This is a genomic window from Streptomyces sp. NPDC004788 (assembly GCF_053601115.1).
Window position 1 is genome coordinate 1 of sequence record NZ_JBSGBF010000145.1, and the last position, 15,113, is coordinate 15,113.

The 15,113-nt window shown below is 74.6% G+C and carries 13 protein-coding genes; 2 read left to right on the forward strand and 11 right to left on the reverse strand.

Annotated elements, in window-relative coordinates; translation table 11 throughout:
• Window positions 1–171: 171 nt before the first annotated feature.
• Entirely contained in the window at window positions 172–558 is a 387-nt protein-coding gene (locus tag ACWEJX_RS35600; RefSeq protein ID WP_451611554.1) for a VOC family protein, read from the reverse strand.
• Between the two features lie 127 nt (window positions 559–685).
• Here ACWEJX_RS35600 and ACWEJX_RS35605 point away from each other — a divergent pair, with 127 nt between their 5' ends.
• Window positions 686–1,333 (forward strand): TOPRIM nucleotidyl transferase/hydrolase domain-containing protein, encoded by a 648-nt coding sequence (locus ACWEJX_RS35605; protein WP_451611555.1) that lies wholly within the window; start codon window positions 686–688, stop codon window positions 1,331–1,333.
• Window positions 1,334–1,360: 27 nt separating this feature from the next.
• On the opposite strand, the gene ACWEJX_RS35610 is transcribed toward ACWEJX_RS35605, so the two are convergent.
• The 7 genes from ACWEJX_RS35610 to ACWEJX_RS35640 form a co-directional block, all read right to left on the reverse strand.
• A complete protein-coding gene (locus ACWEJX_RS35610; RefSeq protein WP_451611556.1) occupies window positions 1,361–3,508 on the reverse strand; it encodes a tetratricopeptide repeat protein in 2,148 nt (715 codons plus the stop codon).
• The gene (locus tag ACWEJX_RS35615; RefSeq protein WP_451611557.1) at window positions 3,505–3,915 is read right to left on the reverse strand and encodes a hypothetical protein; all 411 of its coding nucleotides are present in this window, start codon (window positions 3,913–3,915) and stop codon (window positions 3,505–3,507) included. The genes ACWEJX_RS35610 and ACWEJX_RS35615 overlap by 4 nt, the downstream gene beginning before the upstream one ends.
• 139 nt (window positions 3,916–4,054) lie before the next feature.
• The gene (locus tag ACWEJX_RS35620; protein ID WP_451611566.1) at window positions 4,055–5,080 is read right to left on the reverse strand and encodes a TolB-like translocation protein; all 1,026 of its coding nucleotides are present in this window, start codon (window positions 5,078–5,080) and stop codon (window positions 4,055–4,057) included.
• Window positions 5,081–5,085: 5 nt separating this feature from the next.
• Window positions 5,086–6,420: an MFS transporter gene (locus tag ACWEJX_RS35625; protein ID WP_451611558.1), complete on the reverse strand. Its 1,335-nt coding sequence runs from the start codon at window positions 6,418–6,420 to the stop codon at window positions 5,086–5,088.
• Between the two features lies 1 nt (window position 6,421).
• Complete coding sequence (locus tag ACWEJX_RS35630; RefSeq protein WP_451611559.1) at window positions 6,422–7,303, reverse strand: alkaline phosphatase family protein; 882 nt, start codon at window positions 7,301–7,303, stop codon at window positions 6,422–6,424.
• Between the two features lie 180 nt (window positions 7,304–7,483).
• Entirely contained in the window at window positions 7,484–8,614 is a 1,131-nt protein-coding gene (locus ACWEJX_RS35635; RefSeq protein WP_451611560.1) for a serine hydrolase domain-containing protein, read from the reverse strand.
• Window positions 8,615–8,789: 175 nt separating this feature from the next.
• Window positions 8,790–9,692, reverse strand: coding sequence for an alpha/beta hydrolase (locus ACWEJX_RS35640; protein WP_451611561.1), 903 nt, complete (start codon window positions 9,690–9,692; stop codon window positions 8,790–8,792).
• 118 nt (window positions 9,693–9,810) lie between these two features.
• Here ACWEJX_RS35640 and ACWEJX_RS35645 point away from each other — a divergent pair, with 118 nt between their 5' ends.
• On the forward strand, window positions 9,811–11,112 hold the full coding sequence (locus ACWEJX_RS35645) for a helix-turn-helix domain-containing protein (RefSeq protein WP_451611562.1): 1,302 nt from the start codon (window positions 9,811–9,813) through the stop codon (window positions 11,110–11,112).
• 3 nt (window positions 11,113–11,115) lie between these two features.
• On the opposite strand, the gene ACWEJX_RS35650 is transcribed toward ACWEJX_RS35645, so the two are convergent.
• The 3 genes from ACWEJX_RS35650 to ACWEJX_RS35660 all read right to left on the reverse strand — a co-directional run bounded on the left by ACWEJX_RS35650 (window position 11,116) and on the right by ACWEJX_RS35660 (window position 15,010).
• The gene (locus ACWEJX_RS35650) at window positions 11,116–12,813 is read right to left on the reverse strand and encodes an alpha/beta hydrolase (RefSeq protein ID WP_451611563.1); all 1,698 of its coding nucleotides are present in this window, start codon (window positions 12,811–12,813) and stop codon (window positions 11,116–11,118) included.
• A 49-nt stretch (window positions 12,814–12,862) separates the two neighbouring features.
• Complete coding sequence (locus tag ACWEJX_RS35655) at window positions 12,863–14,239, reverse strand: sensor histidine kinase (RefSeq protein WP_451611564.1); 1,377 nt, start codon at window positions 14,237–14,239, stop codon at window positions 12,863–12,865.
• A gap of 84 nt (window positions 14,240–14,323) precedes the next feature.
• A complete protein-coding gene (locus ACWEJX_RS35660; RefSeq protein WP_451611565.1) occupies window positions 14,324–15,010 on the reverse strand; it encodes a response regulator transcription factor in 687 nt (228 codons plus the stop codon).
• Between the last annotated feature and the right edge of the window lie 103 nt (window positions 15,011–15,113).

Here is a 15,113-nt window from a genome sequence, read left to right on the forward strand (position 1 = left end):
GCTGCCGCCGATGCGGCGCGCCGAGGGTGCGTACGACGATCTCTACGAGCTCGAGCCCGACGCGTGCACCCTGCTGACCGCCGTGGCCGTGAGCGCCCGGCGCCGTTGAGGGGAGCGCCCCACCCGGTGTGTCCGACCGGGTGGGGCGCTCCGTTCGTTCTTCGCGGGGTATCAGCCCTCGACGTCCTGCGGGTACCAGCGCAGCTCGACCGTGTTGCCGTCGGGGTCCTTGACGTACACCGACTCCGCCGAACCGCGCGCACCCCAGCGCGGCACCGGACCCTCGACGACGTCGAGCGTCCCGGAGTCGATGACCTCCTGCCAGTCCAGTGGGTCGACGACCAGGCAGATGTGGTCGACGTTGGACTCGCCGCGCGGCCGCGAGAACAGGTCGATGACCGTGCTCTCGTCGATGCGCACGGACGGGAAGGACACCTCGCCGGCCCGCCACTCCTCGACCCGCTCGGGGGCGAGGCCCAGGATGCCGGTGTAGAAGTCGAGCGCCCGGTCGACGTCGGTCACGTTGAGGACGAGGTGGTCGAAGGCTTTGACGCGCATGAGAGGAATCACGACTTTCGGGTGGGACGGTTGGGCTGGACTCGAACGATCATGATCAGCGCGCGGCCCGCGGGCAAGTGCTTTCGGCGCACGCGGAGCGCCCCTCCGCCATGGATAGGCTGGTGCGATGCGCCATGTGACCGATGCCATGCGGGAGTTCCGGGAGGCGGCGCTCGCCTGGGCGGCCCTCGACGCCGACGGCTCCGGCGAGCCCGATGACACCGCGCGCGAACTGGCCGGCCGGCTCCCCGTCCGTACCGTCGTCCTGCTGGAAGGGCTCAGCGACCTCGCCGCCGTCGACGCGCTCGCCGCCCGCCGTGGCCGGGACCTGGCGGCCGAGGGGGTCTGCGTCCTGCCGATGGGCGGCGCCATGAACGTCGGCCGCTTCGCCCGCCTCCTCGGCCCGCCCGGCCTGGGCCTGCGCCTCACCGGACTGTGCGACGAGCGCGAGCACGGCTACTACGCCCGCGGCCTGGAGCGGGCCGGCGCCGAGCGGGACGGGTTCTTCGTCTGCACGGCCGACCTCGAGGACGAGCTCATCCGCGCGCTCGGCGTGGCCCGCGTCGCCGAACTCGTCCGTGCCGAGGGCGACTTCCGCGCCCTGGAGACCTTCCTGCGCCAGCCCGCCCAGCAGGGCCGCCCTCCGGAGCAACAGCTGCGCCGCTTCCTCGGTACGAAGAAGGGCCGCAAGATCCACTACGGCCGCGTCCTCGTCGAGGCCCTCGCCCCCGACCGCGTACCCGCCCCGCTGGACGCCCTGCTCGCCGCGGTCTGACCGCGGGCCCCCGGGGCTCCCGGGGGGCTACGGCGACACCTCCGCCGCCCTGTGGCGTGCCAGGTGCTCACGGGCCTCCACCGACCACGGATGGGCGGCGCCGAGCACCCGCTCCCGGCCCTCGACCACCCGCTCCAGTTGGGCGATCGCCTCCGCGCGCGCACCGTTCGCGGCAAGGACGTTGGCCAGGAGATGGCGCGCCGAGAGGGCGATGGGGTAGTCGGCTCCGTAGTGGCGTTCGTGGGCCGCGAGCGCCTCGCGGGCGAGGGGCAGCGCCTCGGCGCGCCGCCCGGTGTAGAACAGGGCGTAGGCGCAGTTGAGCTGGACGGCCACGGTGACCTGATGGTCCGGGCCCAGCTCCCGCAGGCAGTCGGCGAGGAGCTGAGGACCGGCCGGCGCCGCGGCGTCCAGCTCGGGCCCTGGATCCACGTTCAGGGGGTGGGCCCTGGTCAGCAGCGTCACGGGATGGAACGGCCCCAGTTGCTCGGCCTGGCCCGCCACGGCCCGCCGCATGAGGGACGCGGCCTCGGCCTTGCGTCCCCGCAGGTACCGCAGGCGGGCAAGGGCGGCACAGCAGCTCAGCGTCTGGACGACGGCCGGACCGAGCGCGCGCTCGGAGTCGGCCAGCACCTGCTCCAGAGCCGTCTCCGCCTCCTCGAAGCGCCCGAGCCGGTAGACGGCTCGGCCGGCCCGCTCCCGGAGGCCCAGGATCAGCGCGTGGTCGCTGCCGAGACGCGGCTCGCCGAGCTCCCGCGCCCGGGCCGTCAGCGCCAGCGCCGACGCGTAGTCGCCCGCCCGGTGCAGTGCCGTTGACAGGCGCAGCGCACACTCCACCGAGGCTTCCGCCGTCTCCCGCCGCACCGCGGGCCGGTCGCGGACGCGCCGGAGCAGCGCGAGGACATGGGGTACGAGGAGGCCGAGGCCGGTATCGGTGGCGCCGCGCTCGGGCACCACGGGGAGCGCGGCGGCCAGGAGGCGCGCGGCCGTGTCGGCGAGCGGTTCGTGCTCGTCGTGCGGGGTGCCGTGGGCGACGCTGTCGAGCAGGACGCCGTGGGTACGCAGGCACCGCGTCCCGCCCGGTACGAGCTCGGTCAGCGAATGATCGAGCAGGCCGCGCAACGCCGGCTCGACGCGGACGGCCGGAAGACCCGGGCCCAGTGCGGCGCCGGTCAACAGGCCCAGCGGGAGCGGGTCGTTCGACCAGCAGGCGAGCAGCCGGAGCAGGGTCACCGCTTCGGGCAGGCCGCTCGTGACGAGCCGGTTCATGGAGATCTGCCAGGTGCCGCTGACCAGGTGCCGCGAGTCGTTGCCGGGATCGACGGGGGCGCCCTGATCGATCAGCTCGATGGGGTCGACTCCCTGGTCGCCTTCCAGGTGGCGGCCGTACTCGGTCATCGTCCACGGCCGGATCACCTGGTGCGCGAGGAAACCGCCCGCCAAGGTGAGGGCGAGGGGCAGCCGGCCGAGCCGGTCGGCGACGGCGGCCGCCTCCTCCGCGGTGCCCGCACCTGGAGCGATGTCGCACAGGACCTGGGCGGCGTCGGCCCGTGGCAGCACGCCGACGTGCAGCAGCTCGGCCTGGGGCCACCAGTGGCCGGCCGCCTGCCGCGTGGTCACGAGGACGGTGCCGCGCGGGCTGCCGCGCAGCCAGCCGCCGTCACGGAGCACGGCCGGGTCGTCGGCGTTGTCGAGGACCAGGAGCCAGGGCTGCTCGGAGCGGTCCAGGTACTCCCAGACGAGGTCGGCCGCCGCCCGGAGACCGCTGCGCGCGGCGACGAGCTCGCCCTCGCCGGCGCCCCGGTCGGCGGCGACGGCGAGCATGCCGGCGCGCAGCGACGCCTGGTCCGAGGCGTTCACCCAGAAGCCGAGTCGTTCGCCACCGGCGGTCGCGTGGTGGAAGAGCGTGTAGGCGACGGCGGTCTTGCCGCAGCCGCCCAGCCCGTGCAGCACCAGTACCTCGTCGCCAGCGCCCCGGTCGACGGCCGTCCGCAGCCGGCTCATCAGCTCGACGCGGTCACGCAGCACCACCGGCGCACGGCCGACGGCGGGGCGCCGCACGGAGTCCGGTCCGCCCCAGGAGGGGCCGTGATGGTGGTGCTCGACGATGTGCTGGTCGCCGGATGCCTGGTAGACGCGCCCCTGACCCTCGGCCCGCCCGTCGTTGCGGCCTGTCACGACTGATCCAGGCGCATGTCACGGCCGGCCTGATAGATCCGGGCATGGCCGGAGGCGATGGCGTGCTGAGTGACCTGGGGAACGGTGGGAGCGTCGGGGGTGTTGTCCGCGAGGAGCGTGCGGAGTTCCTCGACCAGTTCGGGATGGGCGGCGAGCAGACGCCGGATGCGGCCCTGCCATTCGGCGCGTACCTCGGCCTCGGTCTCCTGGTCCCCGGTGGCCCTGGCCCTGAGCAGTTCCTCCCGGCTGGCTTCCAGCTCGTCCGCGACGCCCGGAGCCCGTTCGGGCCGGACGCGCTGCCACAGACCGGCGATGCCGTCCCGGATGGTCTGCCACGCGTCGGTGGCGAGCAGGGTCACCAGTGTCGTCCCGGCCGTACCGGCCAAGGTCGCGATCTCCGCGTCCATCACGTCCCCCTCGAGATTCGTCGGCAGCGCCACCCTAGCCAGGCGGGGGGCGGCTGCGACACCGTTCGCCCGGCTGTCCTCGACCGCCCTCCGCACGCGCCCGCATGACGTACCGTCGGTCCGTCGGGCCGCCGGCGTGTCACTCCAGGAAGGCCGGCGCCAGCGCCGCCGTCATCAGGCGCTTCGGCGTGCCCGAGCCGTCGGCCGGGACGGTGTAGAGGTCGGCGCCGTAGTCGCCGGGCAGCGAGTAGGACACCGTGCGGTCGTCGAGCCAGACGGCCTGGTCGTCGACGCTGCGGGGCTCGGCGAGCGGGGTCTCCCGCAAGGTGGCCAGGTCGAGGGCGTACTCGTGCCAGGGCGCGTCGGCGGGGGCGCCCGCGACGCGCTTCTTGTAGACGACCCGGGTCTCGTCGGGGGAGAGGGACGGGCACTCGACGTTCTGGTGGAGCGTGGTGACGGTACGGGTGGTGAGGTCGCCGCGGACCAAATAGGTCCGGCCTGCGGTCGCCATGGTCGCGTAGAAGTGCCGGTCGTCGCGGGAGAAGGTGACGCCCCAGAAGTTGGTGTCGGCGGCGCGGTGGTCCTTGCCGTCCTTCACCACCCGGAACTCCTCCAGGGACGTGACGAGCCGGCCCGTCCGGGTGTCCAGGACGGCCGTCCGGGTGGAGAAGTTCGAGCTGGCGTACGAGTCGCCGCCGACGAACACCGTCCACGCCACCAGCCGTCCCGACGGCGAGACCCGGGCGCGGGTCGGGATGCCGGGCAGCGGATAGTGGGCCCGCTCCTTGAGCGCCGAGTCCAGGACGACCGCCCGGTAGGTGTCCTCCACCGCGCCGCGCACCGCCTGCAGGCAGATCCCGGTGCCGCCGGCCGCGTGGAAGCGCAGGCACTTCACCCCGGACGCGGTGCGCGGACCGGTGGGGGCGGAGGCCGGCACGGTGACCAGCTCGTCGCGGTGCGGGCCCCAGGCCATGTTGCGGAAGACGATCCGGCGGTCGGCGCCGGCCGCGAGCGAGACCCGCCCGGATCCGATCGCCGGTCCGCCCGGCTGCGGCCGGTCCTTCTCGGCGGCCCGGTCGGCCGCGTGCAGCAGCGACGCGGCGGCCACTCCGCCGAGCACGGCGAGTGCCGCGAGCAGGACGAGCAGGCGGCCGCGCAGGGTCAGCTGGGTCATGCGGATGTTTCCTCCGAAGCGGTGTCCGTGGCGGTGGGCGGGGCCGTGGCCGTGCCCGTCCGCGGTTCCCGGGGCGCCGGCCGCAGGGCGAACGCCGTCGCCGCGCACACCGCGAGCGCGGCCGTCGCCGCGCCGACCGCCCAGCGGTCGCCCCACGCGGTCCAGGCCGCGCCGAACGCGATCGAGCAGCCGAACCGGGCGAGTGCCTGCCCCGTCTGGATCAACGCGAGCCCCGAGGAGCGCAGTTCGGGCGGTACGCAGCCGGCCGCCGCCGCCATCAGGACGCCGTCGGTCGCCGCGTAGAAACCGCCGTGCAGCGCCAGGACCAGATAGGGGAGCGCCGGGCTCTGCCAGCCGCTGAGCAGCGCCCCGTACACGAGCAGCAGGGCGACGTGGCCGCCCAGGAACACCCGCCGGCGGCCGATCCGGTCGGCGAGCCGCCCCAGCGGCACGGCGAGCAGCAGGAAGGCGGCGGCCGTGCCGATCGGCAGCAGCGCGAACCAGTGGTCGGTGACGCCGAGCCGCCGCTGCAGCAGCAGATAGACGAAGGAGTCGCTGACCGTCGCGAGCCCCAACAGCAGGGCGCACAGCGCGAGTCGGCGTACGTCGGGGATCCGGAGCAGGGTGAGCGCGGCCTTGAGCGAGGCACGCGGCGCGCCGTCGGGCGCCGGCGCCGCCAGGGGGCCGGGACGCGAGGGTACGAAGAGCAGCAGGACGAGCACGCCGGCCGCGGCCACGCAGAAGCTGACCGTGAACACGGCGTCGTAGCCGTCCGCGGCCTGACGGAGTATCAGGAAGGTGACGAGCGGGCCGATCAGGGCGCCCGCGGTGTCCATCGCCCGGTGCACCCCGAAGGCCCGGCCGCGCGCCTCCTCCGGTGAGGCGAGCGAGATCAGCGCGTCGCGCGGCGCGGTCCGCAGGCCCTTGCCGGTGCGGTCGGCGGCGAGTACCGCGCCGATCAGCGGCAGTGAACCCGCCACCAGGAGAAGGGGCTTGCACAGCGCGGAGAGGCCGTAGCCGAGCGCCGCCACCGTCTTGTGCCGGCCGCCGCGGTCGGCGAGATGGCCGCCGACGAGCCGGACGAGCGCGCTGAAACCGTTGTAGACGCCGTCGAGCAGGCCGAAGCCGAGCGGCGAGAGGCCGAGTCCGGCGACCAGGTAGAGCGGCAGCACGGCCGTGACCATCTCCGAGGACACGTCCGTGACGAGGCTGACCGTGCCGAGCGCGAGCACGGTGGGCGCGACGGCGGCGCGCCGCCCGGGACCGAGGCCCCGGGCGGCGGCCGGCGCGGCCGTCGCGGGAGTGGTGCTGCGACTGTCCGCTACGTACACGTCAGACGGTCCAGATGCCCGTGATCGGGGTCGCGTTGGCGGCCTGGCCGGCGTGCGTGGTGCCGTACATGTCCTCGATCGTGCGCAGCAGGTTGTAGTGGTTGTACGTGGTCGAGGACGTGGAGCCCGGGACCACCTGCTGGCCGTAGAGGACCGTCGCGATCTTGTTGCCGGCGAGGCGGTTGTCCTCGTCGAAGGTCACGACGAGCAGGCTGTTGTGGCTCTTCGCCCAGGTCGCGTAGGCGCCCAGGTTGTTCTTCAGCCAGGTGTCACCGGTGCTGACGGAGCAGTCGTGCATGTCGCTGCACAGGTTCGGGACGACGAACGACACCTGCGGCAGCGTGGTGTAGTCGGTCGGGAACTGCGCCATGGTGTACGCCGACGAGGTCGGGACGTTCGAGAAGCCGAACCACGGGTTGTGCTTGCGGGCGTAGTTGCCGCTGCTGCACGTGGTCGAACCCTGGCTGGGCAGCGTCTCGTTGTAGCTCTTCCAGGTCTTGCCCGCGGCGATCAGCTCGGAGGCCAGGTTCGGCGCGGAGGAGAAGCCCGGCGTGTAGCAGCTGTCGTCCGTGATGCCCTGGGTGGAACCCGAGAACAGCGCGAAGTAGTTGGGCTGGCTGGGGTGGGTCTCGGCGTACGACTGGGTGAGGTTGGCGCCGCCGGCCTTCAGCGAGTTGATGTACGGGGCGCTGGAGCTGCCGATGATCTGGCTGTAGGCGTGGTTCTCGAAGACCACGACGATCACGTGGTCGGGGGTGGGTACGGTCGCCGCCGCCTGGGCCTGCGACGTGCCGCCGAAGCCGGCCCACAGGCCGATCGAGGCGGTCGCGAGACCGAGGGCGGACAGAAGGGCGGTGCGGCGTTTCGTGGTCGCGCCGGACACGGCTACCTCCGGTTGAGGGTGGGGAGTAGGGAGCGGTGCAACCGGCACAGTAGGAGTGAGCATGTCAACCTGGAAGGTGTTCCGCGTGAAGACCCGGGAAACGTCTCGTGCCCCCACGCGGACACACTCCCTCATCTGCCCAGCTTCCCTCCGATCCGGCTCGGCCGCACAGCGCCCGCCTCAGCCGCAGAGCGCCCGCTGGTACAGGACCTTGATCGCGCCGTCGATCGGATGCGGCTGCGGCTGCCCCGAGGCGTCCGGCTTGCTCCAGCGCATCAGGTTGATCGCGGCGGACATCCGTCGCCCGCCGTCCTCCCGGGTGAACGACATGGTCCCCGCGCCCCAGACCGTGCCCCGGTTCCCCCAGAAGGTGCCGCACCCGGGGATCGTCAGCTTCTCCAGGCCCAGGCCGTACTCGATCGTCGACCCGTCGAGGGCGACGACCGGGACCGTCCGCCGCATCTCGGCCAGCGCCACCGCGCCCACGACCTCGCCGGCGAGCAGCCTCCCGTAGAAACGGTTCAGGTCCGCCACGGTCGACACCAGCCCGGCCCCCGCCATGTCCCACGACATGTCGTACACGCTGTAGTCGCGCGGCGGTTCGAGCGTGCCCCACAGCCCCTCGTACATCCGCGCGTGCGGACCCTCCACGTGCGGCCCGGTCGGGAACGCGGTGTGGCGGAGCCCGGCCGGTGCGACGACGTGCTCCGTGACGTACTCCTCCGCGGGCGCGCCGGTCACCTTCTCCAACAGGCGGCCCAGGAGCAGGTAGTTGGTGTTGGAGTACACCCCGGGGGTGCCGCCCGGCTCGGCCGGGGACGGCGCCGCGAGACCCAGCGCGATCAGCTCGGCCGGGTCGCACTCGCGGAACCGGTAGTCGTCCAGGCTCTGCTGCGACACGTCCCAGGGCGCGCCCTGGATGGACGGGAAGGCGTACGGGATGTACTCGGCGAAACCGCTGGTGTGGTTCAGCAGCATCCGCACCGTGACCCGACGGCCGCGCTCGCCCGGCACCAGGTCCGGCAGCTGCTCCCCGATCGGCGCGTCGAGGCCGATCCGGCCCCGCTCGACCTGCTGGAGCACCGCGGCGGCGACGAAGGTCTTGGTGATGCTGCCGACGCGGTGCCGCATGTCGGGCGTCACGGGACGCCCGGTCTCCGTGTCGGCGACGCCGGCGGCACCCCGCCACACGTCGTCGCCGACGCCTACCTCCGCGAACACGCCGGGCATACCGGCGTCGTGGAGGCCGTCGAGGGCCGCCTGGAGCGCGGCGGGGTCGAGGCCCGACGGTGCGGGAGTCTCGTGGTCCATGGTGCTGTCCGTCCTTTGCTCGTGATGGTTCTTCCGTGACCGGTCCGGCCGGTCCGGCTCGATGCCCGCCGGGCCGGGCCGACGGCGTGGTCCGGCTCGGTGCCCGCCGGGGCGGGCCGACGGCGTGGTCCGGCTCGGTGCCCGCCGGGGCGGGCCGACGGCGCCGGCGGTCTGCTCACCCGCCCAGGGCGCGGCGCAGCACCGCACCCAGCTCGGCGTTCTGCCGCTGCGAGACCTCGGCGGAGAGGATCGCCTGCGAGCCGTGGAACGTCCCCGGCCACTGGTGCAGCTCGACCGACACCCCCGCCCGCAGCAGCCGCAGCGCGTAGTCGATGTCCTCGTCGCGGTTGGGGCACAGCTCCGCGGTGGCGATGTACGCGGGCGGCAGCCCGGCGAGGTCGGTCGCCCGGCCCGGAGCGGCGTACGGCGTGGCCGGCCGCCCGCCGAGGTAGTGCCGCCACGACGCCGCGGCCTTGTCGCGGTCGATCCACGGCGTGTCGGTGAAGTTCCGCTGCGACCAGGTCTCCTGGCGGTCGTCGAGCTGCGGCTGGTTGAGCAGCTGGAACCGGATCGCCGGCCCCCGCTCGTCCCGCGCCCGCAGCGCCACCGCCGCCGCGAGCCCGCCGCCCGCGCTGTGCCCGCCGACCGCGAGCCGCGCCGGATCGAAGCCCAGCTCGGCCGCGTGCCCGGCCGCCCAGCACAGCACGGCGTACGCGTCGTCCAGGGCGGCCGGGTACGGATGCTCGGGCGCCCTCCGGTACCCCACCGAGATCACCACGACCCCGGAGTTCGTCGCGAGCCGGGCCGCCCACGGGTGCTCCGTGTCCAGGTCGCCCATGACGTATCCGCCGCCGCGCAGCCACACGACCGCGCCGCCGCCGCGTGCCCCGTACGGCCGGTAGACGCGCACCGGCACCTCGGGGTCGGCCGCCACCGTCATGTCCGTGATCTCCATGCCCGACGTGTCCGGCGCCGGCACGCCGGCCGCCAGCGCGGCGAGCCCCGCGCGGGCGGCGACCGGGTCGTCCAGGCCGGACCGCGGGAACAGCGGGATGAATGCTTCGAGTTCGGGATCCATGACGCCCATCCTGGCGGCCACGACCGGGCGGATCATCCGCCGTCCGTCGCGCGTCCGCCCCCGATCCCGCGCCGTCCGTCGCGGGCCGCGCGGGCGGGCGGCTGCCTATGCTGCTCGCATGGAGGCACTGGCCGTTCGGCTCTCGGGACTCGATCCGTACGTCGACGGCGCGATCCGCATCGTCGCGTTCTACGACACCCTGATGCGCCGCCGCGTCGACCTCCCGGCCCTCGCCCGCGCCTCGGCGGGTCTGGCCGAGTGCGTGGCCGGCATCCGGCTGCACGGCACCGGCCGCGTGATCCGGATGTCGCCGGAGGGGACGGAGGCGAAGGAACCGGCGGGGACGATCACGGTCTCGGCGCCGGTGACGCTGGACGACGAGGAGATCGGGAGGGTGTGGCTGGAGCGGGTGGGCGGGCCGCGGGGCGTGCCCCGCGCGGCGGGCGCGCCGGAGGCCACCGGGCCGAGCGGGCGGGCCGGGCCGGGCCCGGGCCGGCCGGAGAGTTCCGGCGGTTCGCGCACGGCCCCGGTCCTCGCCGCGCCGGCGGCGTCCGCCCCGTCCGGCGGGTCCTCTGCGGCAGGCCGGCCGGAGAGTTCCGGCGGCTCGGGCACGGCCCGGGTCCTCGCCGCGCCGGCGGCGTCCGACCCGTCCGGCTCACCCGAACCGTGCCCCACCTCGCCCAACCCCCTCGACGACGTCCTCCTCGACCGGCTGGCCATCGCCGTCGCCGCCGTCGTCGAGCGGTACGGGCCGGCCCGGACCACCATGGCCGACCCCGCGCTCGTCGAGCTCGCCGTGAGCGCCGACTGCGAAGAGGCCGCCAGAGCACGGGCGTTGCGGCTGCTCGGCTTTCCTCCGGGGCTTCCCGTTCGCGTGGTCGCCGTGCGGTCGCGCCTCCCGCTCGACGACATCGGTGCCCGGGTGTGTCCGGACGGGCACGTCAAGGCGGCGCCGCTCGCGGACGTCGGGGTGCTGCTGGCGACCGCCGTGGACCCGGCCCGCGTGCCGGCGGACGTGCGGGCCGGCATCGGGGACGCGGACAGCCCGGAGCGGTCGTGGCGGCAGGCCCGTACCGCCCTGCGCTTCACCACAGCGCGCGAACCCGTCGTCCACCACGCCGACCTGGGCGCACTCGCGCTGCTCGCCGAGATTCCGGCGGCTGCCGTGCGCGAGAACCCGGACGTCGTGGCGGTCGCCCGGATCGCCGCCGCCGACCCCGACGACCTGGACACCCTCGACGCGTACTGCCACACCGGATCCCTGCGCCGGGCCGCCGAACTGCTCCACCGTCACCACAGCAGCGTCGCCCGCCGCGTCGAGCAGCTCGTCAGGGCGATGGGTTTCGACGTGACGGATCCGACGGGTCTCGGCCGGGCCCGACTCGCCGTCACCGCCTGGCGGTTGCTGGACGACCGCTGACGTTCAGGGCGTGCACGTGGTGCCGGGGCGGACCTTCGTGAGGTCGGTCAGATACGCCTCGACCTTCCTGTCCACACAGGCGTTGCGGCCGTAGCCCGTGTGTCCCGGCGCGTCGAAGGACAGCAGCATGCCGCCGGGGAACTGTCGCGCCAGGCTGACCGCTTCGGCGTACGGGGTCGCCGGGTCGCCCTCCGTACCCACGACGAGGACCGGCGGCACGCCCTCGGCGTGCACCCGGTGCGGCCGCTCGGGGCCGGCCGGCCAGTCCTTGCAGACCAGTTCGCTCGCCACGGCCGACGTGCCGTACACGCCTGCCGCCTTGTCGGCGGCGGGCAGCGCGTCCCAATAGGCCCGCTCGTCGCGCGGGTGGGGGACGTCGAGGCAGTTGATCGCGGTCAGGGCGGCTTCGCTGTTGTCCTCGGGCACGGCGGACGACCCAGACGCGTCGGAGTCGTCGGAGCCGTCGGAGGTCCCGGTGTCGTCGGAGTCGTCGGAGGTCTCGTCGTCCGTGCCCGGCGGCTCCTCGTCCGTCGCCAGGGCCGCCAGCTTCGTACCGTCTCCCGAGTCCGCCGCCCGCAGCGCCTCGGACAGGTCCTGCCACTGCGCCTCCGGCGTGTACATGGACAGGCTGAGCGCGGAGACGAACCCCTCCGCGTCGAGCCCGTCGGCCGAGCCCTCGACCGGCAGCGGTGCGCGCTGCGTCCGCCGCAGGAGCCGGTCGATCAGCGCGCGTATCTCCTCGGGCGTGGCCCCCGGGCAGGCGTCGCCGACCTGGTCCGCGCAGCTCCGCGCGTACTCCTCGACCGCGTCCCGGAAGCCCCTGGACTGGCCGATCATGCGCTGTCGCCAGTCCAGGGACGGGTCGACCGCCCCGTCCAGGACCATCGCCCGTACCCGGCGCGGGAACTGCTCCGCGTACGAGGTGCCCAGGCTCGTGCCGTACGACCAGCCGACGTACGTGAGCCTCCGTTCGCCGAGCGCCGCCCGCAGCACGTCGAGGTCCCGGGCCGCGTCGCGCGTGCCGACGTGCCGGAGCATCGGACCGCTCGCCTTGGCGCACGACTCGGCGGTCTCCCGCGCGCCCGCGAGGACGTCGGCGCGCTCGGCGTCGGTGCGGGGGTAGAGCGGGGTGGGGGCCGCGTCGGTCTCCGGCTCCGGAGACCGCGCGTCCGTCTGCTCCGGGGTGCGGCAGGTCAGGGCCGGCTTGCTCTCCCCGACGCCGCGCGGGTCGAAGGACACGATGTCGAAGCGCTCGCGCACGCCTTTGCCGAGCTCGTCGGCGAGGCCGTCCTTGAGGGCCTGGACACCGCGTTCGCCCGGGCCCCCGGGGTTGTAGACGAGGGCGCCGATCCGCTTTCCCGCCGTGGCGGTGGCGGCCTTCGCCACCGGCAGGACGAAGGTCAGGCCGTCGCCGGGACGGGAGTAGTCCATCGGCACGGTGAGCGCGGCGCAGCGGAAGTGGCCGCAGGGCCGCCACGCGAGCCGCTGCTCGTAGAAGCGCCGCAGCTCGGGGCGGGTGGACGGGTCCGCGGGGGCGGCCGAGGTGCGCGGCCTGCTCCCGTCCGCGCCGGGTCCGGCCGCGGTGCAGGCGGCCAGGGAGGTGGCGCCGAGGGCGGCGAGGGCGATGACGAGGGTCCGACGGCGGACGAGGGCGCGGATCACGAGGAACTCCCATGGGTGAACGGTCCCCGGAATGATCACGCGCCGATGCTGAGGTTTTCCTGAGGACCGGAGCGGGCCCGAGGAGCAGTCAGTCCGGCGTGGGCAGCCGCAGGACGAAACGTGCCCCGCCGCGCTCGCCGCGGTCCGCCGTGAGGGTGCCGCCGTGCGCGTGGGCGACCCAGGAGGCGATGGAGAGGCCGAGGCCGGTGGACCCCGATCCGCTGCGGAACCGCTCGAAGAGGGCGCCCGCGACCTCCGGCGGAAGACCGGGGCCGGCGTCCTCGACGGTCAGCGTGCCGTCGCCGGCCACCGTGACCAGCACGTCCGCCGGGACGCCCGGCGCGTGCCCGTGCGTGAGCGCGTTCCCCAGCAGGTTGCCGACGGCCCGCCGCACCAGGTCGGGATCGGCGAGCACGACCGTGTCCGCCGCCTCGACCCGCACGCGGTGGCCCGCCGCGGGACCCTCCTCGGCGACCCCCTCCGCGACCTCCTCGGCCACCCCCTCCGCGACCTCCTCGGCCACCCCCTCGACGACCTCCTCGACGACCGCCTCCACCAGCTGGTCGAGCCGCAGCGGCTGGCGTACCGGCGTCGCCGTGCCGGACATGAGCCGGGCCCGGGTGAGCAGCCCGTCGACGAGGCCGCCCATGCCCTCGGCGAGGCGCAGGGTGCGCCGGTGCACCTCCGCGCCGTCCGTCTCGCCGCGCAGCGCCGTCTCGGCGAGCGTACGGAGCGAGGCCGCCGGTGTGCGCAGGTCGTGCGCGGCGTCCGCGAGGAACGCCTCCTGCTGGGCGAGCGCGGTGAGCGCGGGCCGCACCGCGCGCCCGGACAGCAGGTGTCCGACGGCCGCGGAGAGCAGCACGAGCACCGCGCAGCCGCCCGACACCAGCCACACGAGCCGCCGGTGCCGGGCCTGTTCGGCGCTCGCGTCGGCCACGGTGACGAGGACACCCTGCGGCGGCTCGTCCCCGGCCGCGTCCGGCGCGTAGAAGGGCTGCGCGAAGACCCGTACCGGCGCGCCGCTTGCCGTACGCCGGTCGAAGGCGCGCACCTCGTCGGCCCGCACCGCCGCCCGGCCGGCCGCCAGGACGGTGCCGCGGCTCACGGTCAGACACGGCTTGGCCGGCGCGTGCCGGACGGTCAGCCGGTCCGGGTCGGCGTCCGACACGAGGAGCACCGTCAGCGGAGGACAGGCCGTGTTCACGTTGTCCGCGAGGACGCCGGTGTCCAGGCGGCCCTCCTCGTCGGTCTCCAGGAGGCCCAGGGCCCAGCTGGTGTCGGCGTCCATCGAGTGGTCGAGCTGCTCGCGCCAGCGGCCGCTGTCACTGCGCACGGCGAACACGGCCATCGCGACCAGTCCCACGGCGCTGGTCAGCGCGAACAGCAGGCTGATCCGCCGGCGCAGCCGCAGCACGCGCTCCGTCGGGGTGAGCGGGCGCGTGCGGCGGAGACGGAAGGGGTTCATCGGGCCGGCTTCGTCGAGGGGTTCGTCGAGAGATGCGTCGAGAGGTTCGTCGAGGGGTTCTTCGAGACGTTCATCGGGCGGGCCTCACCGGGTGTCCGCGCCGAGCGCGCCGGGCGGTGCGAGCCGGTAGCCGACCCCGCGCACGGTGTGGATCAGCGGCGGGTCGCCGAGTTTGCGGCGGAGCTGGGAGACGAGCACCTCGAGCACGTTGGACTGCGGCTCGGCCATCTCGTCCCAGCAGCTCTCGATCAGCTCGGCCCGGGGGACCGCCTGGTCGGCGCGGGTCGCGAGGACCTCCAGGACCGCGAACTCCCGGCCGGTCAGCGTCAGCAGCACGCCGCCGCGGCGCACCTGCCGGCGGGCCGTGTCGATCTCCAGGTCGCCGATCCGGTGCACCGGAGGGCGCACGACGGCGGCGCGGCGGCACAGGCTGCGCACCCGCGCGACCAGCTCGGGCACGGCGAACGGCTTGACGAGGTAGTCGTCGCCGCCGCTCGCGAAGCCCTCCACCCGGTCCGCCACCGTGTCCCGCGCGGTCAGGAACAGCACCGGCACCCCGCGCCCGGCGCGTCGCAGCGCGTCGACATAGCCGGCCGCATCCCCGGACGGCAGCATCCGGTCGAAGACCGCGCAGTCGTAGGCGGTGACGAACAGCGCCTCGTCGGCCTGCGGCAGATCGGCCGCCTCGTCGACCGCGAACCCGGCGGCCCGCAGGGCGGCGGCCACACCGAACCGGAGGTTTTCGTCGTCCTCGACGAGCAGTACGCGCACCCGCACACCCTAGGTGTATTGGCCCGCAGCGTTGTTGACGCGGCTGATGGGCGGGTGTCCGTCGAGTGCGGTGTGGCAGCGGTGGTGGTTGTAGGTGTGGAGG